General features: G+C 65.1%; 27 protein-coding genes and 1 tRNA gene. 11 read left to right on the forward strand and 17 right to left on the reverse strand.

What is annotated here, in order from left to right:
* Positions 1-60: 60 nt before the first annotated feature.
* The 3 genes from JEY66_RS24845 to JEY66_RS24855 form a co-directional block, all read right to left on the reverse strand.
* Positions 61-135, reverse strand: a tRNA-Glu gene (locus JEY66_RS24845).
* 147 nt (positions 136-282) lie between these two features.
* On the reverse strand, positions 283-444 hold the full coding sequence (locus JEY66_RS24850; protein ID WP_157183454.1) for a hypothetical protein: 162 nt from the start codon (positions 442-444) through the stop codon (positions 283-285).
* Positions 445-515: 71 nt separating this feature from the next.
* A complete protein-coding gene (locus JEY66_RS24855) occupies positions 516-860 on the reverse strand; it encodes a hypothetical protein (RefSeq protein ID WP_129964998.1) in 345 nt (114 codons plus the stop codon).
* A gap of 165 nt (positions 861-1,025) precedes the next feature.
* Between JEY66_RS24855 and JEY66_RS24860 the strand changes: the two genes are divergently transcribed.
* Entirely contained in the window at positions 1,026-2,258 is a 1,233-nt protein-coding gene (locus JEY66_RS24860) for a Zn-dependent hydrolase (protein ID WP_018271488.1), read from the forward strand.
* Between the two features lie 7 nt (positions 2,259-2,265).
* On the opposite strand, the gene JEY66_RS24865 is transcribed toward JEY66_RS24860, so the two are convergent.
* The gene (locus JEY66_RS24865; RefSeq protein WP_018271487.1) at positions 2,266-3,171 is read right to left on the reverse strand and encodes a sulfite exporter TauE/SafE family protein; all 906 of its coding nucleotides are present in this window, start codon (positions 3,169-3,171) and stop codon (positions 2,266-2,268) included.
* A 354-nt stretch (positions 3,172-3,525) separates the two neighbouring features.
* Between JEY66_RS24865 and JEY66_RS24870 the strand changes: the two genes are divergently transcribed.
* The 3 genes from JEY66_RS24870 (at position 3,526) to JEY66_RS24880 (ending at position 6,510) form a co-directional block, all read left to right on the forward strand.
* Positions 3,526-4,563, forward strand: a complete 1,038-nt coding sequence (locus tag JEY66_RS24870; RefSeq protein WP_018271486.1) for a PrsW family glutamic-type intramembrane protease — start codon at positions 3,526-3,528, stop codon at positions 4,561-4,563.
* 52 nt (positions 4,564-4,615) lie between these two features.
* Positions 4,616-5,188 carry an HdeD family acid-resistance protein gene (locus JEY66_RS24875; protein ID WP_018271485.1) on the forward strand — a complete coding sequence of 191 codons (573 nt, stop codon included), beginning with the start codon at positions 4,616-4,618 and terminating at the stop codon, positions 5,186-5,188.
* A gap of 236 nt (positions 5,189-5,424) precedes the next feature.
* Positions 5,425-6,510, forward strand: coding sequence for a 3-deoxy-7-phosphoheptulonate synthase (locus JEY66_RS24880; protein ID WP_026192726.1), 1,086 nt, complete (start codon positions 5,425-5,427; stop codon positions 6,508-6,510).
* 66 nt (positions 6,511-6,576) lie between these two features.
* On the opposite strand, the gene JEY66_RS24885 is transcribed toward JEY66_RS24880, so the two are convergent.
* The 3 genes from JEY66_RS24885 to epmA form a co-directional block, all read right to left on the reverse strand.
* Entirely contained in the window at positions 6,577-6,843 is a 267-nt protein-coding gene (locus tag JEY66_RS24885; RefSeq protein WP_026192725.1) for a hypothetical protein, read from the reverse strand.
* 242 nt (positions 6,844-7,085) lie between these two features.
* Positions 7,086-8,177: a lysine-2,3-aminomutase-like protein gene (locus JEY66_RS24890; RefSeq protein WP_018271482.1), complete on the reverse strand. Its 1,092-nt coding sequence runs from the start codon at positions 8,175-8,177 to the stop codon at positions 7,086-7,088.
* The gene (gene epmA / locus JEY66_RS24895) at positions 8,174-9,226 is read right to left on the reverse strand and encodes an EF-P lysine aminoacylase EpmA (RefSeq protein WP_018271481.1); all 1,053 of its coding nucleotides are present in this window, start codon (positions 9,224-9,226) and stop codon (positions 8,174-8,176) included. The genes JEY66_RS24890 and epmA overlap by 4 nt, the downstream gene beginning before the upstream one ends.
* A gap of 139 nt (positions 9,227-9,365) precedes the next feature.
* Between epmA and JEY66_RS24900 the strand changes: the two genes are divergently transcribed.
* From JEY66_RS24900 to JEY66_RS24910, 3 genes are all read left to right on the forward strand, one after another.
* The gene (locus tag JEY66_RS24900; RefSeq protein WP_129964997.1) at positions 9,366-9,569 is read left to right on the forward strand and encodes a hypothetical protein; all 204 of its coding nucleotides are present in this window, start codon (positions 9,366-9,368) and stop codon (positions 9,567-9,569) included.
* A 165-nt stretch (positions 9,570-9,734) separates the two neighbouring features.
* Positions 9,735-10,301 carry an elongation factor P gene (efp, locus tag JEY66_RS24905; RefSeq protein ID WP_016844580.1) on the forward strand — a complete coding sequence of 189 codons (567 nt, stop codon included), beginning with the start codon at positions 9,735-9,737 and terminating at the stop codon, positions 10,299-10,301.
* A gap of 128 nt (positions 10,302-10,429) precedes the next feature.
* Complete coding sequence (locus JEY66_RS24910; RefSeq protein ID WP_026192724.1) at positions 10,430-12,034, forward strand: peptidoglycan DD-metalloendopeptidase family protein; 1,605 nt, start codon at positions 10,430-10,432, stop codon at positions 12,032-12,034.
* Between the two features lie 290 nt (positions 12,035-12,324).
* Here JEY66_RS24910 and JEY66_RS24915 read toward each other — a convergent pair whose 3' ends face one another.
* The 3 genes from JEY66_RS24915 to JEY66_RS24925 form a co-directional block, all read right to left on the reverse strand.
* Entirely contained in the window at positions 12,325-12,717 is a 393-nt protein-coding gene (locus tag JEY66_RS24915; RefSeq protein ID WP_018271479.1) for a tautomerase family protein, read from the reverse strand.
* A gap of 238 nt (positions 12,718-12,955) precedes the next feature.
* Positions 12,956-13,288, reverse strand: coding sequence for a hypothetical protein (locus tag JEY66_RS45485; protein ID WP_370143620.1), 333 nt, complete (start codon positions 13,286-13,288; stop codon positions 12,956-12,958).
* Positions 13,240-13,725 carry a chorismate mutase gene (locus JEY66_RS24925; RefSeq protein WP_018271477.1) on the reverse strand — a complete coding sequence of 162 codons (486 nt, stop codon included), beginning with the start codon at positions 13,723-13,725 and terminating at the stop codon, positions 13,240-13,242. The genes JEY66_RS45485 and JEY66_RS24925 overlap by 49 nt, the downstream gene beginning before the upstream one ends.
* A gap of 250 nt (positions 13,726-13,975) precedes the next feature.
* On the opposite strand from JEY66_RS24925, the gene JEY66_RS24930 reads away from it, so the two are divergent.
* Positions 13,976-14,398, forward strand: coding sequence for a DUF805 domain-containing protein (locus tag JEY66_RS24930; protein WP_018271476.1), 423 nt, complete (start codon positions 13,976-13,978; stop codon positions 14,396-14,398).
* Between the two features lie 21 nt (positions 14,399-14,419).
* Here JEY66_RS24930 and JEY66_RS24935 read toward each other — a convergent pair whose 3' ends face one another.
* The 3 genes from JEY66_RS24935 to JEY66_RS24945 all read right to left on the reverse strand — a co-directional run bounded on the left by JEY66_RS24935 (position 14,420) and on the right by JEY66_RS24945 (position 16,478).
* Positions 14,420-15,313: a dihydrodipicolinate synthase family protein gene (locus JEY66_RS24935; RefSeq protein ID WP_026192723.1), complete on the reverse strand. Its 894-nt coding sequence runs from the start codon at positions 15,311-15,313 to the stop codon at positions 14,420-14,422.
* A 145-nt stretch (positions 15,314-15,458) separates the two neighbouring features.
* The gene (locus JEY66_RS24940) at positions 15,459-15,956 is read right to left on the reverse strand and encodes a cupin domain-containing protein (RefSeq protein ID WP_016842967.1); all 498 of its coding nucleotides are present in this window, start codon (positions 15,954-15,956) and stop codon (positions 15,459-15,461) included.
* Positions 15,957-15,998: 42 nt separating this feature from the next.
* Positions 15,999-16,478, reverse strand: coding sequence for a carboxymuconolactone decarboxylase family protein (locus JEY66_RS24945; protein WP_018271474.1), 480 nt, complete (start codon positions 16,476-16,478; stop codon positions 15,999-16,001).
* Positions 16,479-16,573: 95 nt separating this feature from the next.
* Between JEY66_RS24945 and JEY66_RS24950 the strand changes: the two genes are divergently transcribed.
* The gene (locus tag JEY66_RS24950) at positions 16,574-17,149 is read left to right on the forward strand and encodes a MarR family winged helix-turn-helix transcriptional regulator (RefSeq protein ID WP_016842965.1); all 576 of its coding nucleotides are present in this window, start codon (positions 16,574-16,576) and stop codon (positions 17,147-17,149) included.
* A 113-nt stretch (positions 17,150-17,262) separates the two neighbouring features.
* Positions 17,263-18,498 (forward strand): lytic murein transglycosylase, encoded by a 1,236-nt coding sequence (locus JEY66_RS24955; RefSeq protein WP_018271473.1) that lies wholly within the window; start codon positions 17,263-17,265, stop codon positions 18,496-18,498.
* A gap of 99 nt (positions 18,499-18,597) precedes the next feature.
* On the opposite strand, the gene JEY66_RS24960 is transcribed toward JEY66_RS24955, so the two are convergent.
* From JEY66_RS24960 to JEY66_RS24970, 3 genes are all read right to left on the reverse strand, one after another.
* Positions 18,598-19,416, reverse strand: coding sequence for an SDR family NAD(P)-dependent oxidoreductase (locus JEY66_RS24960; RefSeq protein WP_016842963.1), 819 nt, complete (start codon positions 19,414-19,416; stop codon positions 18,598-18,600).
* A gap of 18 nt (positions 19,417-19,434) precedes the next feature.
* Entirely contained in the window at positions 19,435-21,276 is a 1,842-nt protein-coding gene (gene recJ, locus JEY66_RS24965) for a single-stranded-DNA-specific exonuclease RecJ (protein ID WP_018271472.1), read from the reverse strand.
* 145 nt (positions 21,277-21,421) lie between these two features.
* Complete coding sequence (locus JEY66_RS24970) at positions 21,422-22,387, reverse strand: AraC family transcriptional regulator (RefSeq protein WP_170198515.1); 966 nt, start codon at positions 22,385-22,387, stop codon at positions 21,422-21,424.
* Between the two features lie 348 nt (positions 22,388-22,735).
* Here JEY66_RS24970 and JEY66_RS24975 point away from each other — a divergent pair, with 348 nt between their 5' ends.
* Positions 22,736-23,548: an outer membrane protein gene (locus tag JEY66_RS24975; RefSeq protein WP_016842959.1), complete on the forward strand. Its 813-nt coding sequence runs from the start codon at positions 22,736-22,738 to the stop codon at positions 23,546-23,548.
* Between the two features lie 102 nt (positions 23,549-23,650).
* On the opposite strand, the gene JEY66_RS24980 is transcribed toward JEY66_RS24975, so the two are convergent.
* Positions 23,651-24,370, reverse strand: a complete 720-nt coding sequence (locus tag JEY66_RS24980; RefSeq protein WP_018271469.1) for a haloacid dehalogenase type II — start codon at positions 24,368-24,370, stop codon at positions 23,651-23,653.
* Positions 24,371-24,378: the final 8 nt, after the last annotated feature.

A 24,378-nucleotide genomic window follows, 5' to 3' on the forward strand; every position in this document is an offset into this window, starting at 1 on the left:
GAAAACGTCAATCCAGACGCTTAAACGTCTGATTTTGCGGGGTCTTCACTTTGGCCGTGATGGCGCTCCCTAGCGGAATCGAACCGCTCTCTCCACCGTGAAAGGGTGGCGTCCTAACCGATAGACGAAGGGAGCAAAACTCCCGGCAAATCAATGCGTTAGACGTGAGATGCGCCGGACTGGCCACAGCCCTCAAGCCGCGACGGGCGAACGTATAGTGGCGATTGGCCGGGCGGGCAAGCGTTCAGAACGCTTTTCCCGGATTGCAGGTCATGCTGGAGATCACCTGCAGGACAATCCGGCCTCGATCGAGGTCCAGAAGCCGCAGTGCGGCGGCACATGCGCATGCGCCCGCGAACCGCCGACGTGAATCAGGATTGCGGCGGCAAGCGCGACGACGGCGACGGGAACAATGAATCTGCGGATCGACATGGTCCTGCGCATCGACCGACATCGTGGCGTAACTAGGGCCTGCGGGCCGGCTGGATGTCCGGCAACGCGCTCAGCGCCGGCCGCTAGTGATTGCTGGCGACGTCCTGACGATTATTCGGCTGCGCCGCCACGGGCGTCCGCTTGATGCAGGTGCTGCAGATCACGAGCTTGCGCGCCAGCCGCTCGTCGGCGTCCGCTTCAGACAGTTGCGCAGGCGATGTGTCCGCTACCGCGGGCGACGCATTCCGCGAATGGCGCCGCGGCTGCGGAAGATTGGGGTCCTGTCCGGCACCGTCCCAGGCCAGCGGACCTGTCCCCGGCGGCGGCGTGGTCATGCTGTATTGCTGCGAAACCTGCGCGCAGGCGCCGAGCGCGATCGGAAGAAACAGCACAGCGGCCTTGCGAGCCCAGTTCCGGAATGCAGACATGATCACACTCTCACGCTATTCGTACTGCGACCTAAGAGCAGAACCGCTAAGAAATCGTTTGCCCTGATTGTTCCGTCGCACCCAACCACGACGGCATCAAGACGGGATTGAGGCGCCAAGGCGTAGATCAAGGCGTAAATCAAGACGGCAATCCGGAGTCCAATCATGCCAGGCATCAACGGTCGCTTCGACGGCAAGCGCGTGCTCGCCGATCTCAATGCGCTGCGCGCGATCGGCGCCTACAAGACCGGCGTGCACAAGCCGACATTCTCCGAACCGCATCTGCGCTCGCTCGACTGGCTCGCGGCGCGTTTGCCCGACGCCGATCTCACCGCGACGATCGACGGCATCGGCAATGTGCTCGGCTCCAGCGCAAAGGCGGGACCAAAGCTGCTCGCCGGCTCGCATCTGGAAAGCCAGAACCATGCGGGCTGGCTCGATGGGCCGCTCGGCGTGATCTATGCGCTGGAGGCGGCGCGCGTCATCAATACCGATCCGGACGCAAACGGCGCGGTAGAGGTCGCCGCGTGGTGCGACGAGGAAGGACATTTCGGCAGTTTCCTCGGCAGCCGGTCGTTTGTCGGCGCGGTGACCGAAGCCGACATCGATGCAGCCCGCGACCGCTCCAGCGATCGCACCATGCGCGATGCACTGCGCGACGCAGGCTTCGCCGGCCGCCCGCGCCTCAACGCCGAGGCCGGCCGCCACGTCGGCTATCTCGAAGCGCATATCGAGCAAGGCGACACGTTGGAAAGCAGCGGGCTCAAGATCGGCGTCGTCACCTCGATCGTCGGCATCTGGCAGTATCGCATTACGTTCACCGGCGAGCAGAACCATGCCGGCACCACGCGGATGGCGGTGCGCAGGGACGCCGGCCTGGCGCTGGCGCGGTTCTGCGTCGCGATCGACGACAGCTTCCCTGCCCTGTCGGGACCACGCACGGTGTGGACCACCGGCCGCATCACGCTGGACCCGGGCGCGCCGAGCATCATCCCCGGCCACGCCGACATGCTGTTCCAGATCCGCGACGACAATTCCGAGGTGATTGCTCGCCTCGAACAACAGCTGCATCGCCTGGCGACCGAGGCCACCGCTCAGGGCCGCTGCGGCGTGAAGGTTGAGCGCATCCGCACCGGGGTGCCCGCGATGATGACGCCCGCATTCCAGGATGCGATCGAAGCCGCGAGCGCAGCCTGCGCCGGCGGCAAATCGATCCGCATGCCGAGCGGCGCCGGCCATGACGCCCAGGTCCTCGCCACCATCATGCCGGCGGCGATGTTGTTCGTGCCGTCGATCGGCGGCATCAGCCATCACTGGAGCGAGAACACCGACGAGGCCGATATCGTCACGGGGGCCGAGGTGTTTGTCGAAACCTGCCGGCGCCTGCTCGCAGGTTAGAGCACCTTCAGGTCGGACCGCCCCGGTTGCCGGATTTCAGCGAAGCCAGGGCGTGCGAGCTCTGCACGCTGCCTCTCCTCGCGGTGAAGAAGACGTACAGCAAGCAGACGTCGATCAGGATCGTGCCGGCCATGACGCTGTAGGCCCACGGGCTTTCCATCAGCTTCACTTCGATCAACACGCGCGACAGGCCGAATCCCACGACCCACGCATCGAAGCTCATGCAGATCCGGCGAAACGTCTCGGCGTCCAGCCGCCGGATCAGCCAGGCACCGAGCGGTATGCCGAGGACAACGCAGGGAACGAGCACGAACAGGAGGCTCCGGCTCTCGTCGATGAACAGACCGAGCTTGTAGTACGCGATTGCAGTCAGGCTGGACTCCGTCACCCGAACCAGTGCGAGGCCGGCCCGGAACTCATCTTTGACGAGGCCCTGATTGTTGAAAAGGATCGCCAGCGGCGGGCCCGAAATGGTCGTGACCGAGTACAAGACCCCGAGCATCGTTCCAAAAGGCAAACCGACCAGCCATTGCAACTGGATCGGCCTCCGCCAACCGGCCGCCTGCAGCAGAATGAGCGGCAGAATGATCGAGTAGGTGGCGAACTTGGTCCAGCCAGGCTGAAGCGACGTCAGCGCAAAGGCTCCGACCGCGATGCCGGGCAGCATGCCGATGAGAATAGGCAGCACGCGCCGCCACACGGCCGGAACACCACTCAGGTTGATGCACAGAACATACAGATTGACGAAGACTTCGACGATCACCACCGCGGGATTGAGGACGCGGTTGGTGTAGAAGACGAGCGCGACCGGCACCGTGAGCGAGGAAAACCCGTAACCAAGCGCGCCGTTTACAAACGCCGCAAACAGCGCGATCACGGCAAGAACGATCACAGCAGAATCAATCGAAAGCATCTCTGGCTTTTACCGGATCAGTCGCCTTGCCCACGGCATTATAACCCAACGAAGGGGACGCGGTGCCGAAAGCTGATCGGCCCCACAGGTCGCGATCCCATCCATTCGTCGGGCCAACAAAGCTCCTGCGCCTGGAACGCCACGGACCTGCCGCCGGTCAGGAACCTGTCCGGGTGCCGCCCTCGGCCTTGAGCTGATCAAGGCCCGCAACGGCACCGTTCCAACCCGCTTTCGTAAGGCACCGTGGCATATTGGTCACGAGAACGGCATCAGACCGGTTTGCAATCCGCTGAACTTGCTGCCATTTCTTCGGCACGCATCGCTTTGGTGCCATCAAAGGGGCCCGTCCGGCTCATGTTGTTGCTTGAGTCGCTTCCAACCGTTATCGGCGCCGCCGCCATTGCCCCCGCATTGCTGGTGTTGTGGCTCGTCATCGCCGCCGACGAGCGCCCCGGACCGCCGGTTCAGGTGTGGCTCGCCTTCGTGCTCGGCGCGGCCAGCATCTCGCTGCTCGGCCTCGCGCGAATTCCCTTCAACGCGCTGCTCGCCATTCCCGACAATCCCTGGGCGACGCAGGCGGTGCGTGCAGCTTTCGGCGTCGCCGCACCGGAGGAGATCGTCAAGGTTCTCGTCATCGTCGCGATCTCGACGCGGCGCCGCGCCTTCGCCGATCCGATGGATACGGTGGTCTATGGCGCGGCCGCCGGACTTGGATTTGCCGCCTATGAGAACCTCGCCTATCTGGTCCAGCACAAGGACATGTGGCGCGCGCTCGCGGCGTTGCGCAGCGTGCTCACGGTGCCGTTCCACGGCGCGCTTGGTATCATCGCCGGCGCCTATCTTGCGATCGCGCGCTCCGGGGGCGCGCTCGGCGCCTACCGGGGTCACCGCGACTGGGCGCGCATCACGAACTGGGCGCTGGTGCTGGTCGCACCGGTCGCGCTGCACGCGGCGTTCGATTTTCCGCTGCTCGCGCTCCAGCGCATCCCCGACCTCGGCTCGACCACGCGGCTGCTGCTCGGCTCGGCCAGCGTGCTGATCGGCTTCTCCTCGATCGGTTTTGCAATCCGTCTGGTGCACCGCCTCGGCAAGCATCATGCCCCGCGCACCGACATTGCGCGCGAACGGCTGAGCCAGCTGCGGCGGATGTGGGCGCTGCTGCTGATCGGCGGCGGCGCCGGCTTTGCCGGCGTCTCCTTCCTGCTCACCTCGCTGCATCATTGGTACGTCAATCCCGAGCGCAATGCGTCGTTCATCCTGGTCCCGATCGGCTTCACCTCGATCCTGATCGGACTGGCGCTGCTGATCGCGACCACCGCGGTCTACTTCCTCGGCCGCAACCGGATGCGGACCGTCTCGGAGGGCTTTCCGTCCGCACCGAGCCAGAGTTAGGATAACGCCCGCACGCGCGAAGCCTTTACGTTCGCTGATCCGGAGAGCCGCGATGACCCTGTCCAACGACCTCGACAAGCTGCGATCGGAAATGCAGGCCGCGGTGAAGGCGCACTGGAAGGCGTTCCTGTTCGAAGGCATCCTGCTCGTGATCCTCGGCATCGCCGCGATGATCGTGCCGACATTCGCGAGCCTCGCCGTCACCATCTTCCTCGGCTGGATGTTCCTGATCTCAGGCATCGGCGGGCTGATCGTGACGTTCTGGGCGCGCAACATGCCGGGCTTCTGGTGGTCGCTGATTTCGGCCGCGCTCGCCGTGCTGGCCGGCATGGTGCTGCTCGCCCGTCCGATGCAGGGCGTGCTGACCCTGACCATCGTGGTCGGTGCCTATTTCCTCGCCGAGGGCGTCGCCACCATCATGTACGCGCTGGAGCACCGCCGCGAATTGTCGGGACGCTGGTCCTGGCTGCTGATCGCCGGCCTGATGGACATCGTGATCGCCTTCTTCATCATCGCCGGCTTGCCGGAATCCGCGGGATGGGCGATCGGCCTCCTCGTCGGCCTCAATCTGATGTTCGGCGGTGCGACCCTGATCGGCATGGCGTTGGCGGCGCGCAACACCTGACGCCGAACCGCGGGGGGCTTGCATTTGGGGGGTGACAGCCCCAAATCCCTGCGCTATAGACCCGCCCCATGATCACATCAGCCACCAGCTATTTTTGGTACTTTAGCTACGACAGCTCGCTGGCGGCAGGAGGATCGCGCTCAATCTGAAGAATTGCAGCAAACGTCCAAAACAAGCCGCCAGACCTGGCGGCTTTTTTGTGTGCCGGCAGGTCCCGAACTCCAAAGGAGCCAGCCGTGTTGAGTACGACAGACGATCTTCGCATCAAGGAATTGAAAGAGCTCAGTACACCCGAAGAGGTGATGCGGGAGGTCCCGCGCACCCTGACGGCGACCCGGGTGGTGATGGGCGCCCGCAACGCCGTCCACGCGATCCTGAACGGCACCGATGACCGTCTGCTGGTCGTCGTCGGGCCCTGCTCCATCCACGATCCCGCGGCGGCCGTCGATTACGCCGAGCGCCTCGCCAGCCTGCGCGAACAGCTCGCCGACCGCCTCGAGATCGTGATGCGGGTCTATTTCGAGAAGCCGCGTACCACCGTCGGCTGGAAGGGGCTGATCAACGATCCCGATCTCGACGGCAGCTTCGACATCAACAAGGGCCTGCGGCTCGCCCGCAACGTGCTGTCGGCGGTGAACAATCTCGGCCTGCCGGCCGGCACCGAATTCCTCGACATGACGACGCCGCAATACATCGCCGATCTGGTCTCCTGGGCCGCGATCGGCGCGCGCACCACCGAGAGCCAGATCCATCGCGAGCTGGCTTCCGGGCTGTCGTGCCCGGTCGGCTTCAAAAACAGCACCGACGGCGGCGTGCGGATCGCGGCGGACGCGGTGAAGTCGGCCTCGCACCCACATCACTTCATGGCGGTCACCAAGGGCGGCCGTTCGGCGATCGCCGCCACCAGCGGCAACGAAGACTGCCACGTCATCCTGCGTGGCGGCCGGGCGCCGAATTATGATGCCGCAAGCGTCGATGCTGCCGCCGCCGAGCTCGGCCGCGCCGGTGTCGCAGCGCGGCTGATGATCGACACCAGCCACGCCAACAGCAGCAAGAAGCCGGAGAACCAACCGGCGGTTGCCGCCGACATCGCGCGCCAGGTCGCAGGCGGCGAACAGCGCATCATCGGCGTGATGATCGAGAGCAATCTTGTTGCGGGACGCCAGGACGTCGTGCCGGGCAAGCCGCTGACCTACGGCCAGAGCATCACGGATGGCTGCATCGATCTCGGCACGACGGCAGACGTGTTGAAGCAGCTGGCCGATGCCGTCGACGCAAGGCGCAGCGTGCGGCGCGACGGCCTGCAGGAGCGTTCGGCCTGACGCGGCCGAACGGATTGAGCGTTGCCGGCGGGGCGGATATCGCGCCTCGCCGGTCAGCTGCGTGGGTTAGCAGCCACGGCAGATGCTCTTGATCTTCTTGTCGAGCGCCGCGTCTTCCTTATTGGCCTGACTGTTCGGATCGCTGATGTTCTTTTCGCTGGGGACGTCGCCGCGGCGTGGCTGACGATGTCCGATCGGCGCCTCCGGCACCCCCGCCCCCTTCTGCATGGAGGACGATCCGCCCTGCTGCTGCGCCCAGGCTTGGGAGATGCCAAGCTGGGGCGCTCCGGCCGCAACCATCATCAGAGCCATCAACAAAACTGTCTTCCGCATCTCGCGTCTCCGCTTCTCAACCCTATCGCGCCCGTTCCGGGACCTCGACGGTAGCACAGTTGCGTCGCCCCTGCGCTGCGCAATCCTGTACCTTCCGTATATCGGCCATCGTGCCAAGGAGCCAGATTCCCGCGGCGGCCAGCACCACAAAGAAGCCGAACATCACAGCATTTTCGATGCTGCGGTTGCCCTCGTCCTCGGGCGGTTCCTGCCGTCCGTCCCCGGGCCCGCTCATCGCCGCCTCAGGATTGCGGCGGGTAAAGATGAACGTCGCCGCAATAATCGACGATACGGTAGCGCCGTTCCACCGGATCTTCACGTTCGCGGGAAACCGGCTGCGACAAATAGCTCGGGCCGATCGGCGCCTTGCCGTGGCCGCCGGGAATGTCGAGCACATAATCCGGCTGACAAAGTCCGGAGACACGCCCTCGCAACGCCCGCATCAATTCCTGCCCGGCTTCGATCGTGGTGCGCAAATGCGCGGTGCCAGGCGCAAGGTCGCCGTGATGCAGATAATAGGGCTTGATCCGGCACTCCACGAAGCCGCGCATCAACGCCTCGAGCGTCGCAGCATCGTCATTGACGCCGCGCAGCAGGACGGACTGGCTCACCAAGGGAATGCCGGCGTCGGCAAGGCGCGCGCACGCTGCGCGGGCATTGTTGCTCAGCTCACGCGGATGGTTGGCGTGGATCGCAATCCAGGTCGTCGCGCCTTCGACCCGCAATGCCGCGATCATCTCGGGATTGATACGGCCCGGATCGGCGATCGGAACCCGGGTGTGGAGGCGAACGATCTTCACATGATCGATCCCGGCGAGATCGGCCATGATCTCGGTCAGCCTGCGCGGCGACAGCATCAAGGGATCGCCGCCGGTCAGGATGACTTCCCAGATCTCCGGATGGCTGCGGATGTAATCCAGCCCCGCACGGTAGGCGTCATCGGACAAGGCCGAGGCCTTTCCCGGCCCGACCATTTCGCGCCGGAAACAGAACCGGCAATACACCGCGCAGACATGGACGAGCTTGAACAACACCCTATCGGGATAGCGATGCACGATTCCGGCGACCGGCGAATGCGCATCGTCGCCGATCGGATCGGCGCTCTCGCCCGGCTGCTCGACGAGTTCGTCGGCGCTCGGGATGAACTGCCGCGCGATCGGGTCGGCGGGATCGGCCGGATCAATCAGCGCGGCGAGCTCCGGCGTCACCGCGACCGCGTAGCGCGCAGCGACCCGCTCGAGCCCGGCAAGTGCTGCGACCGGCGCGAGCCCGGCATCAACCAGCTCGCGCGGCTGTCGCAGCGTCGCCGCCAGTTTTGGATCGATCCTGTTCATGTCTCTCCCGCAGGCGGCGTCCAGACCACCTGATCAATTCGTGGCGCGCCACTCGCCAGCATCACCAGCCGGTCGAAGCCGAGCGCGACGCCGCTGGCTTCCGGCATCTGGCCGACCGCGGCAAGGAAGTCGTCGTCGAGCGGATAGCGCTCGCCATAACGGCGGGCCTTCTCGTCCATCGCTGCGGTGAAACGATGGCGCTGCTCGGCCGCGTCGGTCAGCTCGCCAAAGCCGTTGGCGAGCTCGACGCCGCAGGCATAGACCTCGAAACGCTCGGCGACATCAGGATCGCCGGCCTTGGTGCGCGCCAGCGCGGCCTCTGGCGAGGGATATTCGAACAGCACCGTCAGACGGCCCTGCCCCAGTTGGGGCTCGACATGCTCGACCAGCACTTTGCTGAAGATATCGGACCAGGTGTCGTCATCTGCAACCCGCACCCGCGCTGCTGCAGCCGCCGCAAGCGCCTCGCGATCGCCCGCGCCGCCCGTGATCGTCGCCAACAGATCGATGCCGGCGAAGCGCTCGAAAGCTGCCGCGACCGTCAGCAACTCCGGCTCGGCAAAGGGATCGGCCGTCCGGCCGCGGAAGGAGAACCGCCCGATCCCGGTCGCCTGCGCCGCATGGGCGATCACGACGATCGTGTCCGCCATGATGGCGTCATAGCCGGCATTGGCGCGGTACCATTCCAGCATGGTGAATTCGGGCAGATGCAGGTCGCCGCGCTCGCGGTCGCGGAACACCCGCGCGAACTCGTAAATCTTCGGCTCGCCGGCCGCGAGCAGCTTCTTGCAGGCGAACTCCGGCGAGGTGCGCAGATAGCGCGGCGCAAGTGAGCCATCGGCCTGCCTGAGCTCGGTGCGGGGAGCGTGCAGATGGGTCTCGTTGCCCGGCGAGACCTGCAGGATCGCGGTCTCGACCTCGGCAAATCCCTGCTCCTCGAACCAGGCGCGCACCGCTCGCGTGATCGCGGTCCGCGCCTGCAGGAACGGCCTGCGGTCGGCATAGCGCTGCGGCGACCACCAGGGCGACGGCCGGTCATGAGCTGTCATCGCCAGAGCATCCTCATGGATTCAACATCAACGAGCCGCCATCCGCACTCAAGAGTCCTGCACAACCGATTGATTCCACACAAGTTCATAAGCCCGCACAACCCCGGCCTCCGCGGCACGCGGCAAGGCTGGTCCCTTCTTGTCGAAAGACGCGCAGCTTGTCCATGCGCGCCCGGCTGAACCTGAACGACCGCTCGACATCCAAGGAGAGGAAACGCCTTTCCCCTGGCTCGAGGACTGGCGCTGCCTCTACGATCTGAAGACCGGCACATTTTCGGTTCCTGCGAGCTTTGCCGAGCACAACCGGACGGCGCTGAAAACGCCCGATCCGGCCCGAAAATAGGGGCCGCTCGGCGCGGCCGGGACGGTTGGCAACCTTGCGAATTCGGCCGCAAAAGACTGGCATCTCAGGGACAAATCAGTATGTTGCAGCCCGAAATCGCCGCCATGGCCGAGGGGCAGCCGATCCGGTTGGCGCCCTTAGGCTCTCAAATTCAGGAAAACACCTTTGAAAGTTATCGCCAGTTCCATCCGCAAGGGCAATGTCATCGAGCAGGACGGCAAGCTCTATGTGGTCCTTTCCGCCGAGAACATTCATCCCGGCAAAGGCACCCCGGTCAGCCAGATCGAAATGCGCCGCATCGGCGACGGCGTGAAGGTCTCGGAGCGCTACAAGACCACCGACCAGGTCGAGAAGGCCACCGTCGAGGACCACAACTACAACTACCTCTATGAAGATGGCGACGGCTTCCACTTCATGAACAACGACAACTACGACCAGGTCCAGGTCTCCAAGGAGATCGTCGGCTCGTCTGCGCCGTATCTGCAGGAGAACATGACCGTGAAGCTCTCGATGCACGAGGGCAACCCGGTCGCGATTCAGCTGCCGCAGCGCGTGACGCTGGAAGTGGTCGAGACCGAGCCGGTGACCAAGGGCCAGACCGCCTCCTCGTCCTACAAGCCGGCCATGCTGTCCAACGGACTGCGCACCGGCGTGCCGCCGCACATCACCACGGGCACCCGCATCGTGGTCATGACCGAGGACGGTTCCTACGTCGAACGCGCAAAGGACTGAGCGCTTGAGGCGCGGTGGGATTTGAAATGAATCGTCACCGCGCCTCAACTTGTTGGTTAAGCATCAACTTTACCGAAAACCGCTACACACTTTTCCGGAACTTGCTTTAGTCTCTCGGGCGATCAGACATGAGCCCGGGGAGTGTAGTGAACAGGAAGGTGGTCAGCTTCGTCAGTTGCTGGCTGGCAGCCCTGCTCTCGCCTCTTCTCGGCGCCCATGCCGACGAATTCCGAACGCCATCGATCTCGGCCATGCGGGTCGAATGGCGCGCCGTGCTCGACCAGTTGCGGCAGGAGATCGGCAGCCGCCCGGCCGTCGCCGCCGGCTTCACTTTCGCCGGACAACGCCGCGTTCCCGCCACCGATCCGCGGGCGACGCCTGCGCTGGTGCAGTTGAACGCCGTGACAGCGCCGCTGTTTCCCGGCATCGCGCAGAGCCCGATCCCGGTGCTGCTGCCGTTCGACCCCGCCAGCTATCTCGACGCGCGGCAAAACGGTGCGCCGGACAGCCTGTCGATCGCGCGCTATCAGGCCGACTTCCGCGCGGTCGATTTCTTCCATGCCGGTGCGTCGGGCTACGATGCCGTGTTCTCGCTCGACCCCGGTGCCGGCGACGGCCTGCCGCCGCGGACATTTGCCAAGCCGGTCGAGGTGCAGATTTCCGGCTCGATCCTGGTCTACGACCTCGCCGACCGGCTTGGCGGCAAGGGCGAGCCGGTCAAGACGCTGGCCGCGCAGTTTCCGGACCTGCGCCGCTTCATTCGCGAGGGCTATGTCCGCTACGCCTTCACCCGCTTCGGGATTCCCTATGTCGTGTCGATCCAGTGCCTCGACAGCGCGCCGCGGCCGAAGCGGCTGGCCTGCCGCGAGGCCTATCCGGTCGCCGAGCGCTTTCTGAAGGCCTTGCGCATCGCCGGCGGCCAGCCGTCGCGGCCGCGCAGCGACGTCGCCTCCGACATCGCCGAGCGGCCCGCCGCGCAATCCGCCGACTTCGCCTACCACCCGAGCGGCGACATCGTCGCGGGCAGCGGCGGCCGCAGGCAACAAGGCGGCCACGCCGACTTCACCGTCTATTCGCAGATCCGCTTTCCGCTCGAGAAGGCGCCGGCCTTCGCGCACTCGCAATCCTTCGCCAGGCGCAAGCCCGGCGCGGCCGTCGACGCGTATCCCTGGCAGGACAATTTCTGCGAGGCGCGCAGCTTCGAGGTCGGCCAATGCGCCAGCGGCTACGGCCATCAGGGCCAGGACATCCGGCCTGGCGCATGTCCGGTCGACAGCAAGGATGGCTGCGATCCCAAGCAGCAGGCGGTCGTTGCGGTGCGCGACAGCATCGTGATCCGCTCGGCGGAGCAGCAGGCCGCGACATTGCAGGTCAACACCCGCACCGAGCACGTCCGCTTCCGCTACATGCACATGAACCCGTCGGTGATGGATGCCGACGGCCTGCTCAACGGACGCCGCGTCAGCGAGGGCGAGAAGATCGGCGTGGTCTCGAACTATCTCGACCACCCCAACGGCACCTCGCGGCATCTGCATTTCGACGTCCAGCTGTTCACGCGCGACGGCTGGCTGTGGGGCAATCCCTACACCACGCTGGTGTCGGCCTATGAGCGACTGATCCGCGGCCGTGGCCGCGAGATCGGACCGGAGCCCGGACCTGCGGCCGCCGTGGCCCATGCGCTGCCCGACGACGTCGTGCATCGGATCGACACCCAGGAAGGCGGCGGCAATTAGCGCGTTGTCGAGCGAAGCCTCTCCCGCACTTGATGCGGGATGGACCGCGTTCGGGGCGCACTCTCAAAATATCGAAAACAACCCCATGCAAAGTAGCCGGCGGCTGCCGTCGGTCGACACGACGACTTGACACGTCGGGCAAATCAGCGGCATAATTCCATTATTCCGAAATCGCACAGCGATCCTCGCCCCAAGGCCATCGCATATGGCGTTTGCCGACTTCTGACTGAGGTATTCACGCGCGAAGGCTGGCTGTGGACCAACCCCCACACCACGCTGGTGTTCGAGGGCTATTTCAGCTCGCCGGTGATGAACTGCGCCCGCCCCATGCCGAACGACCAATCCTCGTCGTCGTTGATCACGAAATTGATGACAAGGTCGCTCGGCGCGATCCCGCAGGCCGACCACAGCGTCTCGGCAAGAACGCGATAGAAATCCAGCTTCAAGGCCTTCTCACGCGGACGGCTCGTCAATTGCAGCATCACCAGCCTGTCCGTCCGGCCGATACCGAGCCCGGTATCGAGTGCGACGACCCGCGACCGCGGGTGAACATGCACGACCTGGTAGCGGTCGCGCGGCGGCACGTGGAGCGTTTCCACCAGCACTTCGTGCGTGACATCGAGCAGCCGCTGGACATCTGCATCGCTCCGCCCCTCGATCAAATCAAAACGCAGAAACGGCATGTTAGTGGCTCCTTGCTCGATCTGCCGAGGAATGAAGCTTCGGTGCAACTGCCGGCGATCAGTTGCGCTACGCGTAGCGAACCAACTGCAGCGGAAGCGTTCCGTTCTCCAGCACGTTCGACGTCTTCAAATTATCCGAGCGAATTGAACCGCGCTCTGTCAGCTTGCTTAAGCACGCCGCACGGGAAAAGAGTAATGGCGATCTGAGATCGTTGCGATCTGAATCCCAGATCGCGTGTCATGAGTAATGACGGAGCATCCGACTGCTATTTCGCCAGCACCGCGCCTTGCAGTGCCGCGAGCGTATCCGGCCCGTAGCGGCCGTCGGGTGCGCGCTTGAGCAGGCCGGCCCGCGCCAGCCGCTGTTCGACGGCCTTGCGCAGCTCCGGGGCATCCGCGCCACGTCGGTCGCGTCGTTGCGCGGGTTGGGAAGCTGCACCGTGTTGCGATAGGCCGAATTGCCGATCACGAGCGCAACACGCCGCTCGGCAAACGCCGGGATCGAAGCGGCCACGCAGCCGATCAGGGCGAACGCCGCGCCCGCGAGCATGCGCCGGAGTGAGTACTGCATGGCCGGCGCGTCCGCCTATTTCTTCCAGGGCGCATCGCCGCGCCCGCGGCGGCCGCGAAGATGCCCTGCTCATAATCGATGAAGGCGCGCACCATCGCGCGATAGGCGGCCTCCGCGACCTTGGGCGACAGCCCGTCCTGTTCGGCCAGCGTCATTGCCTTTTTCACCACCGCCTCGGCGCGCTCGGGCGCCTCGACTTGCGCCGGGTTGGCCTTGAAGCGGGCGGCTTCATGGACGTAGCGGCCGCGCTCGGCCATCAGGCGCACGATCTCGCGGTCGAGCCGGTCGATATTGCTGCGCACCTCGCCAAGCGTCTTGCAGCAGGCGCCGTTGTCGACCGTGGGGCTGCCCCACAGCGCCGGCGCGTTCGTCGCAGGTTCCTCGGCGCATGCCACGGCAGGAATCAGAAGCATCGACAGAAACACCGGCAATCGCATCGAACGCCTCCCAAAGTGCCGAGCACGCCTTGCGATCGTTATGCCGATTTTGCGCGCCGATGGAAGCCATGCCGCTGACGGGACGGCCGCAGGTTCCATTCGGAATCGCATCGATGCGCGCCATGTCGCGGCGACAATTGCCAGCTTGAATGATCATGATGGACGCAGCAATCCGCGGGAACCTGTCCCGCTTTGACCATCGGACGCAAGTATCTATCAGATGCCCATTCAGGCTGGACGATAACCAAGCATGCTCTCGACCTTCAGCTGGTTCTTTCTTTCGGTGAAAGGCCGCATCAGCCGGCAGGAATTCGGCCTGGGATTTTTCGGTCTCGTCCTGGTCGACATGCTCGTCATTCGCATCGGCGCAAGGCTCGACCCTGGCCCACGGTATTACGACAACAGCCCGCCCGCCGACGACCTGTCCGTCCTGCGCTTGCTGCTCATGCTGTCATTGTGGCCGTTCGCCGCGATGCTGGTGAAGCGGCTGCACGACCTCAACGTCTCGGGCTGGTGGGCGCTGACGATCCTCGCCATTCCCCACCTCGCCGCCGCGCTGCACGTCAAATACTGGATCCCCTATCTGGCGCTCGTCGCAACGCTGAGCGTGCTGCCGGGATCGAAGGGTGACAACCGGTTCGGCCGCGACCCGCTGGCGCGCGCCGGCATCTAGCGCCCTGCGCCGTGGTTGCGATCAGTCGATCTCGATCGCCGCCAGCGTCTCCTTGACCCGCATCTGAGCGTCCGCAGGGAGCGGCAATATCGGACGCGGAGGCTCGGCCACACAGATCCCTCTGAGATTGGCAAGTGCGTAGACGACACGCAGACTGGAATATGTCCTGAACAGATCCCAAATCGGCTGCAGACGCGCGTTGAGCTCTCGCGCCCGGGCCGCATCGCCGCCGGTCGCGGCGCGAACGATGTCGACGCAGACCTTCGGGAAGATTCCTGCGACAACGCTGTACCAGGTATCTGCGCCCGCCAGCAGCGCCTCGGTGCAATTCCAGTCGGCGCTGTAACCCAACGCAACGCCGTCCGGAACGACAGCCCGCAATTCCCTGAGATGGCCCGCGACCGTTGAAGCATCCAGCGCCGGACTTTTTACCGCGACGATTCCGTCCACACGACCCAACCGGCCGATGAGCGCCGGCGTGAATTGAAAATGCGTCGTTCCGGGATTGTCATAGATGCAGATCGGCAATCCGCTCTCGCGGGCCACGGTTTGAAAATGCTCAAAGACCTCGTCATCGGTCAGCGGCGTATAGGAAACCGCCGCCAGCAGGCCTGCCGTCGCGCCGGCATCACGCGCATCCTGGGCCAGCCGCACCGCATCGTCGGTGCGCAGTGCGCCGATGCCGACCAGTATTGGTGTGTTGCCGTCTGCCAAGGCGGTGGCCGCCTGCACGGCGCGCCGCCGCTCATCGCGGCTGAAATACGGATATGAGCCGGTACTGCCGAGCAGCCCGACCGAATCCACCTTCGCCGCAATCAAGGGGTCGAGCAAGGCGCGGAGCGCACCCACATCGACCCGCCCATCCCGGTTCGAAGGCGTTATCGGGAAGGCAGAGAGCCCCTTCAGACTGATCATCGGTTCGTCCCTCGTCGGCGACTGTCGCCGTAAGCTGCCGCGCAATCAATCGACCCGCCCCGTCGCGCGCAAGGTCCAGTTTCACGCGAACTGGGCAGCAAACTGGTCCAGTGCGCGTCCTGCAGGACGAGCTTCCCGCCGGTCGTTATTCGAGCATCGTGGTCAGCTGCGCGCCCTCGTCCGCCACGAACACCGCGATCAGCTCCGCCGGCTCCGTGGTGCTCGCATTGGCCGAGACCATGTGGGTCGACCCCGGCGGCTCGAAGAAGGACTGGCCGACCTTGAAGGTCTCGACCGGCCCGCCGCCGAGCTGGGAGCGGATTTCTCCCTTGGTGATGTAGGCCGTCACCGAACCGGAATGGCGGTGCGGCGGCGTGAAGCCGCCGGGACCATAGAACACGCGCACCACCGTGACGCGCTTGCCCGCGACATTGGGCAGCGCGTGCGAGCTGATGACCTCGACCTTGTCGAGCGGCGACGCTGCATTGGCGCTGGCGCACAGCGGCGCGATGACGGAGGAGATCGCGTCCATCGGGGTCGGCAGTGCCTTGCCGATCACGAAGGCGCAGGCCAGTCCCGCGATCACGGCCAGCGCGACCGGCCGCGGGAATGGAAGAGATGGAGTCATTGCCATCGAGGTCATTGTTTTTCTCCCTGTCAGCTGCCGTTTTGATCGGTCTCGACGTTACGAAGCCGCCGCGTCCGCACGCTGCCGGCGCGGCGGCGGCGTCCAGCGATAGGCCGCGCCGAACCGGTTCCAGACATTGATCGATGCGATCGCCGAGGTCAGGTAAGTCAGCTCCTGCTCGGAGAATTCGGCGGCGGCCAGCGCATAGACCTCGTCGCTGACGCCGTTCGGCAAGGTCGTCAACGCTTCGGTCCAGGCCAGCGCAGCGCGCTCGCGCGGCGTGAACTGCGGCGCCTCGCGCCACACCACGACGAGGTTCAGCTTGTCGGCGGGCACGCCGAGGCTCTCGCCCTGCAGGATGTGATACTGCACGCAGAACGCACAGCCGTTGATCTGCGAGGCGCGCAGCTTGACCAGTTCGAGCAGCTGCTTGTCGAGGCCGGCCTTCGCCGCGAACTGGCCGAGCGCGCGCACCGCGGCGAAGACGTCGGGCGCGAGCTTCTCGAAGTCGGTGTATTCCTTGCGGGCATGTGACATTGGCCTGGCCTCATGTTATCAGTGTACTGAGACATTATCAGAGCTCTGATATCATCGGCAAGATGCGGACATCGGCAACCGCGACAGCAGGCAACATGGCGGCAATGCAGAAACGAGGCAAATCCGGCACCGCCGGGCGGCGTCCGGTCGGAAAAGCCGCCGGCCGAAGGGCCGCAGCGAATGCAGGATCGACCGCAGGCGACGTCCTGCTCGCTCCTTCCGTTCCGGCGCCCGGCGAAGGCAAGCGCGGCGAGCAGGGCTATCTCGCCTATCTGCTGCGCCAGGCCCATGCGGCCTCGCGGCTGTCGATGGAGCGCGCGCTCGCCGAGCTCGGCGTCACCTCGCCGCAATTCGTAGTGCTCACCATGCTGAAGGCCTATCCGGGCCTGTCAGGCGCCGATCTGGCGCGGGTGGCACTGCTGACGCCGCAGACCGTCAGCGTGATCATCCGCAACCTCGAGCGCGACGGCGCGATCCGCAAGACGCCTCACCCCGTCCACGGCCGGGTGCTGCAATGGACCCTGACCGGCCATGGAACCGCGCTGCTGGAGAAATGCCGCCATATCGCGCAGGCCCAGGAGCGCCGGCTCGCCGCCGGCCTCGACCCCAGGTCGGAACAGGTGGTGCGCCGGTGGCTGTCAAAAATCGCCACAGATTTGCAGGATACCTAGAGCATGACCCGGAAAAGTGGGAACCGGTTTTCCGATGAGGTCATGCTCAAAACTATAGCTCCTGCGGCGGCGTGGCTTTTGGCTCACCCGATCGGCGCCGCTACACTGGCCCGATGAAACAGCCTGATTCTCCGCAATCCCCCGCCCGCCGCGCCGTCCTGAAGGCCGGGCTCGCGGCCGGCGCGGTGCTTGTCAATCCGCTCATCGCCCTTGCCGCAGCCCCTCCCGGCTTCGACCAGTGGCGCGACAATTTTCGCGCCCGTGCGCTGGCAAAGGGCATTTCGGAGGCGACCTGGACTCGCTGCATGGGACGGGTCGAGCCCGACATGAGCGTGTTCAAGCAGATGCGCAACCAGCCGGAGTTCCACGAGCAGATCTGGCAGTATATCAACCGCCGCGTCTCGGACTGGCGCATCATCCATGGCCGCGAGGCGCTGAAGAAGAACGACGCCCTGTTCGGCCGGATCGAGCGCGACTTCGGCGTCGAGCGCGGCACGCTGCTCGCGCTGTGGGGCGTCGAGTCCGCTTATGGCGATCCGCTGGTGCAGCAGAACCACATGACGCCGGTATTTCCCTCGCTGGCGGCGCTCGCCTGGAACGAGCCACGCCGCAAGGCCTATTGGGAGACCGAGCTGATCAACGCGATGAAGATCGTGCAGCGCGGCTGGAGCACGCCTCAGGAGATGAACGGCTCCTGGGCCGGCGCGATGGGTCATTCGCAGTGGATGCCGGAAGTCTGGCTCAATGTCGGCTTCGACTATGACGGCGACGGCAAGGTCTCGCCGTTCGGCCGGCCCGACGACGCGCTGGGCTCGACCGCGAAATATCTCGTCAATCGCGGCAAGTGGCACCGCGGCGAGCATTGGGGCTACGAGGTCCGCGCGCCCGGCGGCGGCGCCAGCGGCAGCCGCACCTATGCGGCCTGGGCGAGCGCCGGCGTAACGCGCGCCGACGGCCAGCCGTTTCCGCAGCCGAACGCATCAGCGCAGCTCTGGATCCCGGTCGCGGGTGGCCCGGCGTTCCTGCTCGGTCCGAACTTCAATTCGGTGAAGAGTTACAACCCGTCGATGAACTACGCGCTGGCGATCTGCCATCTCGGCGATCGCTGTCTCGGCGGGCCACCCTTCATCCAGCCCTTCCCGGGCTCGGAGCGCGCGCTGACGCTCGCCGAGGTGCAGGAGATGCAGACGCGGCTGACCAAGGCCGGCTTCGACACCGGCGGCACCGACGGCCGCGTCGGCAACGACACCATGAAGGCGATCAAGGATTATCAGATCAAGATGGGCCTGTTGCCCGCCGACGGTTACGGCGGGCTCAAGGTGCTGGCGCGGTTACGGCAAGGCGGCTAACCGTCATGCGATCTGCGTAGCCCGGGTGAGCGAAAGCGATACCCGGGGACGCATTTCCCGCATGTCGCTCCGCTCATGCGGGCTTACGACGGTTCGCTCCTACCGGCTCGCAGGCTGCCGCACGACGCCGCCGGCGTTCATGCCGCCGTCGATCACGAGCTCGGTGCCGGTCACATAGCGTGATGCGTCGGAGGCGAGATAGAGCACGCCCTGGGCGATCTCGATGGCCTGTCCGGCGCGGCCGAGCGGCGTGGCGAACCTTGCGCGCTCCTCCGGATCGATCGGTGCGTTCTGGCCGGCACCGGTCGCGCCGGTCGGGATCTTGCCCCAGATCGGCGTGTCGATGATGCCGGGATGCACCGAGTTGACGCGGATGCCGTCGTTCACCTGCGCGCATTCCATCGCGATCGACTTGGCGAACAGCCGCACCGCGCCCTTGGTGGCGCTGTAGCCGGAGAGCGTCGCCGCGCCACGCAGGCCGGCCAGCGACGACATCATGATGATGGAGCCGCCGCCATGCTTGCGCATCAGCGGCAGGGAGTGCTTCACCGACAGAAACACGCCGTCGATATTGATGGCGGTCTGCCGCCGCCAGTCCGCGAGCGACATCTCGACGATCGAAGGCGCCCCGATGCCGATGCCGGCATTCGAGACCATGATGTCGAGGCGGCCGTAGCGCTTGCCGATGTCAGCGATGACCTCGATCCAGCGCTCCTCGCTGGTGACGTCCTGCGGCAGGAAGACCACCTCGCGACCGGCCTTCTTGAGCCGCGCTGCGAGCTCGGGTCCCCTCAACTCGTCGATATCGGTCGCCACGACCGTCGCGCCTTCCTGCGCGAACAGTTCGACGATGGCCTCGCCGATACCCGATGCGCCGCCGGTCACCAGCGCGACCTTGCCTTCAACCTGTCCTGCCATGTCCTCTCCCAACGTTTCTTATCGGATCACCGTCGGGCCCTGATCCGGCACCGCGACGTCGAGCACACGGAATTGCACACGTTCGGTGCCTTGCCAACGGTCGACCGCAAGAGAGCCCGCCACGTGCAATTGCTGCCCGCGATTTTGCGTCAAGGCGCTGCCGAGCTTCTGTCCGACGGAGCGGAATGCGATACCGTTGACGATCGAGCCGTCGCCTGACTTGAAGCGCAGCCGCAGATGCGCCTGCCCGACCTCGTCGGCATAGACCAGCTGATGCGACGGCAGCGCGATCACCGGCTCTGGATTGGCGGCACCGAACGGGCCCGCGCGATTGAGCGTCGCGGCGAATTCCGGCGTTACCGCGCGCGCGGTGACGGCGCCATCGATGAACAGCTCGTTCTCGTGCCGCGAATTGGCGACGTCGGCCGCCAGCGCGCTCTCCATGTAGGCGCGGAATTCGGCAAGTTTCTCCTTGCGCAGCGTGACGCCGGCCGCCATCGCGTGCCCGCCGCCCTTCATCAAAAGGCCGTCATGCACCGCCTGCCGCACCGCCTTGCCGAGATCGACGCCGCCGATCGAGCGGCCCGATCCGGTGCCGATGCCGCCCGGCTCCAGCGCGATCGCAAACGCGGGACGCGCGAACTTCTCCTTCAGCCGCGCCGCGACCAGCCCGACCACGCCCGGATGCCAGCCTTCCGCCGCGGTGACGATGACAGCGCCCTTGTCCTCGAGCCCGAGCGAAGCCAGCGCCTCGGCCTCGGCCTGTGCCTCGGCCGCCTGCTCGATCACGCGCCGCTCGGCATTGAGGCGATCGAGCTCGGCCGCGATCCGCGCAGCTTCGGAGACGTCGCCTTCGAGCAACAAGCGCACGCCGAGATCGGCGCGCCCGATCCGACCGCCGGCGTTGATGCGCGGTCCCAGCATGAAGCCGAGATGCCAGGCCTCCGGCGGGCCGTTCAGCCGCGCCACGTCCATCAGCGCAGTGTGGCCGACATGGTCGCGGCGGCGCATCGCGATCAGGCCCTTGGCGACGAAGGCCCGGTTGAGCCCGATCAGCGGCGCGACGTCGGCCACGGTGCCGAGCGCGACGTGATGCAGCACGCTGAGCAGGTCCGGCTCCGGCATCTCGCCGGTCCAGAAGCCGCGCTGGCGCAGTTCGCGATTCACCGCGACCAAGGTCACCAGCACGAGGCCGACCGCTGCGAGATGGCCAAGCCCCGAGATATCGTCGGGCCGGTTCGGATTCACCAGTGCGTCGACCTCAGGCAACACATCGCCGGCCTGGTGATGATCGATCACGACGACCGACATCCCGAGCTTCCTGGCTTCCGCCAGCGGCTCGATGCTGGTGGTGCCGCAATCGACCGTGACGAGCAGCGTCGCGCCCTTCGCCGCCAGCGAACGCACAGCGTCGACGTTCGGCCCATAGCCTTCGAAAATACGGTCGGGAATGTGGATCAGCGGATCCAGCCCGCAATGACGCAGATGCCAGGTCAGCAGTGCCGCCGAGGTCGCACCGTCGACGTCATAATCGCCGAAGATCGCAACCTTCTCGCCGCGCACCGCGGCATCCGCAATGCGCCTGGCGGCATGCTCCATCTCGGTGACCGTGTGAGGATCCGGCATCAGCTTGCGGATGGTCGGGTCGAGGAAATCGGCGACCTCGTCGATCGCGACGTCGCGGCCGGCCAGCACGCGCGCCAGCATTTCCGGCAGGTTGTGACGCTGCACGATCGCGAGCGCCCGCGCCGCCCCGCGCGCATCCAGCCGGTCGCGCCAGAGCTTTCCGGTCAGCGACCGCGTCACGCCGAGGAACGCCTGTGGCGCCTCGACGGGCAGTGCGGATGCGTGCAGCGTCATGATCCTTTACGCGTTGCAAAGAAACAGCTGACTTCCAAGCCCAAATACCGGCCAGAGCTGTGGATAGATGCTTTTTTGCGCGCCGGGAACCAAGCCGGCCCGGGCCGAAAACCAACGCAATTTGAAGGGACTCGCGGGAATTTTGCTAGCGCCGCGATTGCGTCGGGGTTTGGCCGAAGCGCCGCCGAAATCGCTGATTGAAGTAAGCGATCTCGTTGAAGCCGCAGGCGAGCGCAATGTCGCTGACCTTCATCCGGTCCCCCTGCTCACTCGTGAGCAGGCGCATGGCGTGCTGGAGTCGTCGCTCAAGGAGCCGCTCGGTAAAACTCGAACCGGTGTCCTGCAGCAGATCCTGCACATATCTGGCCGAGACACCCATGCGTTTCGCGACCTGCTCGACTGAAAACCCTGCACTGGCAAAACTGCGGTTGATCTCGGCGATGACCTCCTGCGTGCGGGAGGCCCGCAGGCCTCGCATCGTCGCGTTCTGCGCCGCATCCCCTCGCGCACCCAACGCCAGCGCAGTCAGGTCGAGCAGCGTGGTGCCGACATGGTTCTGGAGCAGCGGATCATGCGGCTCTCCAGGGAGATCGACCACGAGTTCAATGTATCTTTGCAGAAGACCGATAGCGGGGCTTCGTTCGTCAAACGGCTTGACCAGCACGTCGTCGGCCGCTCCGACGAGAGACAGGAGGCGATCCCTGCTGACCGTCAATGTCGTGCAGGAAAACGGAGCGTCGGACACCATGTCCGCGGGCATGCCGTTGCTGCCGAGAAATGCGCCTGACGGGGCGAGAGCAGCTTCGCGTCCCGCCTGATTCACGCGAAAGGTGCCACGCCCGCGATGGAAGAGCAGACAGAAATCATCGTTAGGGCCGCGTGAAATTGCTGTCCGCGACCGTCTTATTCGATGGAAGGAGCCGGCAAAGCGGGAGACTTGCACGTCCGACAAATCAGCCCACTGCATCGATGCGGAGAACGGCCGATCGTCGGATCGCGTGATGTCGACGCAACAGGTGAGCGTCTCCATCTGCTCGCTCCAGAGCGAGAACTTCTGGTGGTCCGCCAGTTCAGGATCAAGGCATTCCGACGAAATACTGGCGCGATTCACAGAGGCAACCTTTGGGTGCATTCATCATATGAAGCGCATCTCCTCAGGCTATGCGTAATTTCGCCGCAACGACCGCCCGATTTGTCGCAGTACATGCACACCAAGCATCAGTCCTGTTGCGAAGCTACAACATTGCTCCGAAGTTTGGCGCGGGTGCGCAGGAGCTAAATTCCATTGCGCAGGTGAACAAGACCGCCGCTGCGAGCCCTGCCAGTTTGCGCGCAGGATGCCGCGGGAAACGACGTCGCAATCTGACGTCGGCGCTCACCGGGTCCGGATCAGCAGCTGTTCGCAACCGCAATGCCTCAGGGCATCTGCGCTCAGCGCGACACTTTCAGGGGCCTATCAATGCAAAAATCTCTCCTCGGCGCTGGCTTGTTTCTAGGTGCGTCGTTCGTTCCCGCGCTTGCAGCCGACATGTCCTATCCAGTCAAGGCGCCGGTGATCACACCGGTTCAGGCCTTCTCCTGGACCGGCTTCTACGTCGGTGCCAATGTCGGCTTCGGCGGCGACAGGTTCGAGTATCCCTTTCACGCTTCGGCCCAACAGTTGCAGGCCGAGGCACCCCCGCTCACGTCAAGCACCAGCGGCAAATTCAGCCTGACATCAAGCGGCTTCTTCGGCGGTGGGCAGATCGGATACAACCACCAATACAACAACAATGTGGTGCTCGGTCTCGAAGCCGACTTCCAGTGGTCGGGCATCGAAGGCAGGTTCGAGGGCAATCAGATCCTCACCGTCAACGGAACGAGCGTCGCAACCACATTCGGCACCGGCTCCGAGATTGCGTGGTTCGGCACCGTGCGTGGCCGGCTCGGCTACGCCTGGGATCGGCTGTTCCTCTACGCCACCGGCGGCGCGGCCTATGGCAAGGTCGATACCCATGGAACCTTCAGCTTTGCCGGACCGAACGGCGTGGCTCAGACGACGTCAGTTGCATCGGGTGGCACGCAATGGGGCTGGACCGCAGGCGCGGGCCTGGAATACGCCCTTGCTCCGCAGTGGTCCTTCAAGACCGAGTATCTCTATATCGATCTCGGGAGCCGGACACTGCTTTCCAGCGCGATCAACGACGTCGCGAACGGCTTCACAGCGAATGCTGGAATGGACGTCGACACCAAGTTTCACACCATCAAGGCTGGCGTGAACTACCGCTTCTGATCGCAACGCGACAGATATGGACGAAGGGGCCGCGCGAGAACGCGGCCCCTTTCGGCGTTGGTCGGCAGTACGCTTCGCTCTCCCGGTTCGGCGAGCGTCGAGCTAGCAGCCCATCCGGCTGGCGATTTCCCCGAAATCCTTGGCCACGATGTCCCACTCGCCGGTGGCCTCGAAATCGACCTTCTGCAGCGGGCCGTATTCGGTGGGACGCGCCACGAAGGCGGTCTTCAGGCCGAGCTTCTGCGCGTGCTTCAGGTCGTAATTGTGCGCGGCGACCATCATCACCTGCTCCGGCGGCAGGCAGAGCAGCTTGGCGGCGCCGAGATAGGTTTCCGGATCGGGCTTGTAGTGCTCGAACAGCTCGGCCGACATCACGAGATCCCACGGGAGCCCCGCGAACTTCGCCATATTGGTGAGCAGCGCGACGTTGCCGTTGGACAGCGGCGAGATGATGTATTTGGTCTTCAGCCGGGTCAGACCGGCGACGCTGTCGGGCCAGGCGTGCAGGCGATGCCAGCCCAGCGTCAGATGCTGCAGGTCGGCCTCGCTCAGCCCCTTGATGTCGAACTGCGCGACGAGTTTTTCCAGCGAGCGGCGGTGCAAGACGTCCAGGATGACGTAGCCGTTCTGCGGGTTCTTGCGCACCTCGTCCATCGAGGCCGCATAGACCGCGCGCCAGCCGTCGACCAGCGCGGTCCAGTCGGCCTTGATACCGCGCGTTTCGCCCCATCTGGTGAAGTCGTTGATCAGGCTGGTGCGCCAATCGACCACGGTGCCGAACACGTCGAACACCAGCGCCTTGACCCCGGACAGATCGGACATGCGCGTCT

Source organism: Bradyrhizobium elkanii USDA 76 (genome assembly GCF_023278185.1).
GTDB classification, from domain to species: domain Bacteria; phylum Pseudomonadota; class Alphaproteobacteria; order Rhizobiales; family Xanthobacteraceae; genus Bradyrhizobium; species Bradyrhizobium elkanii.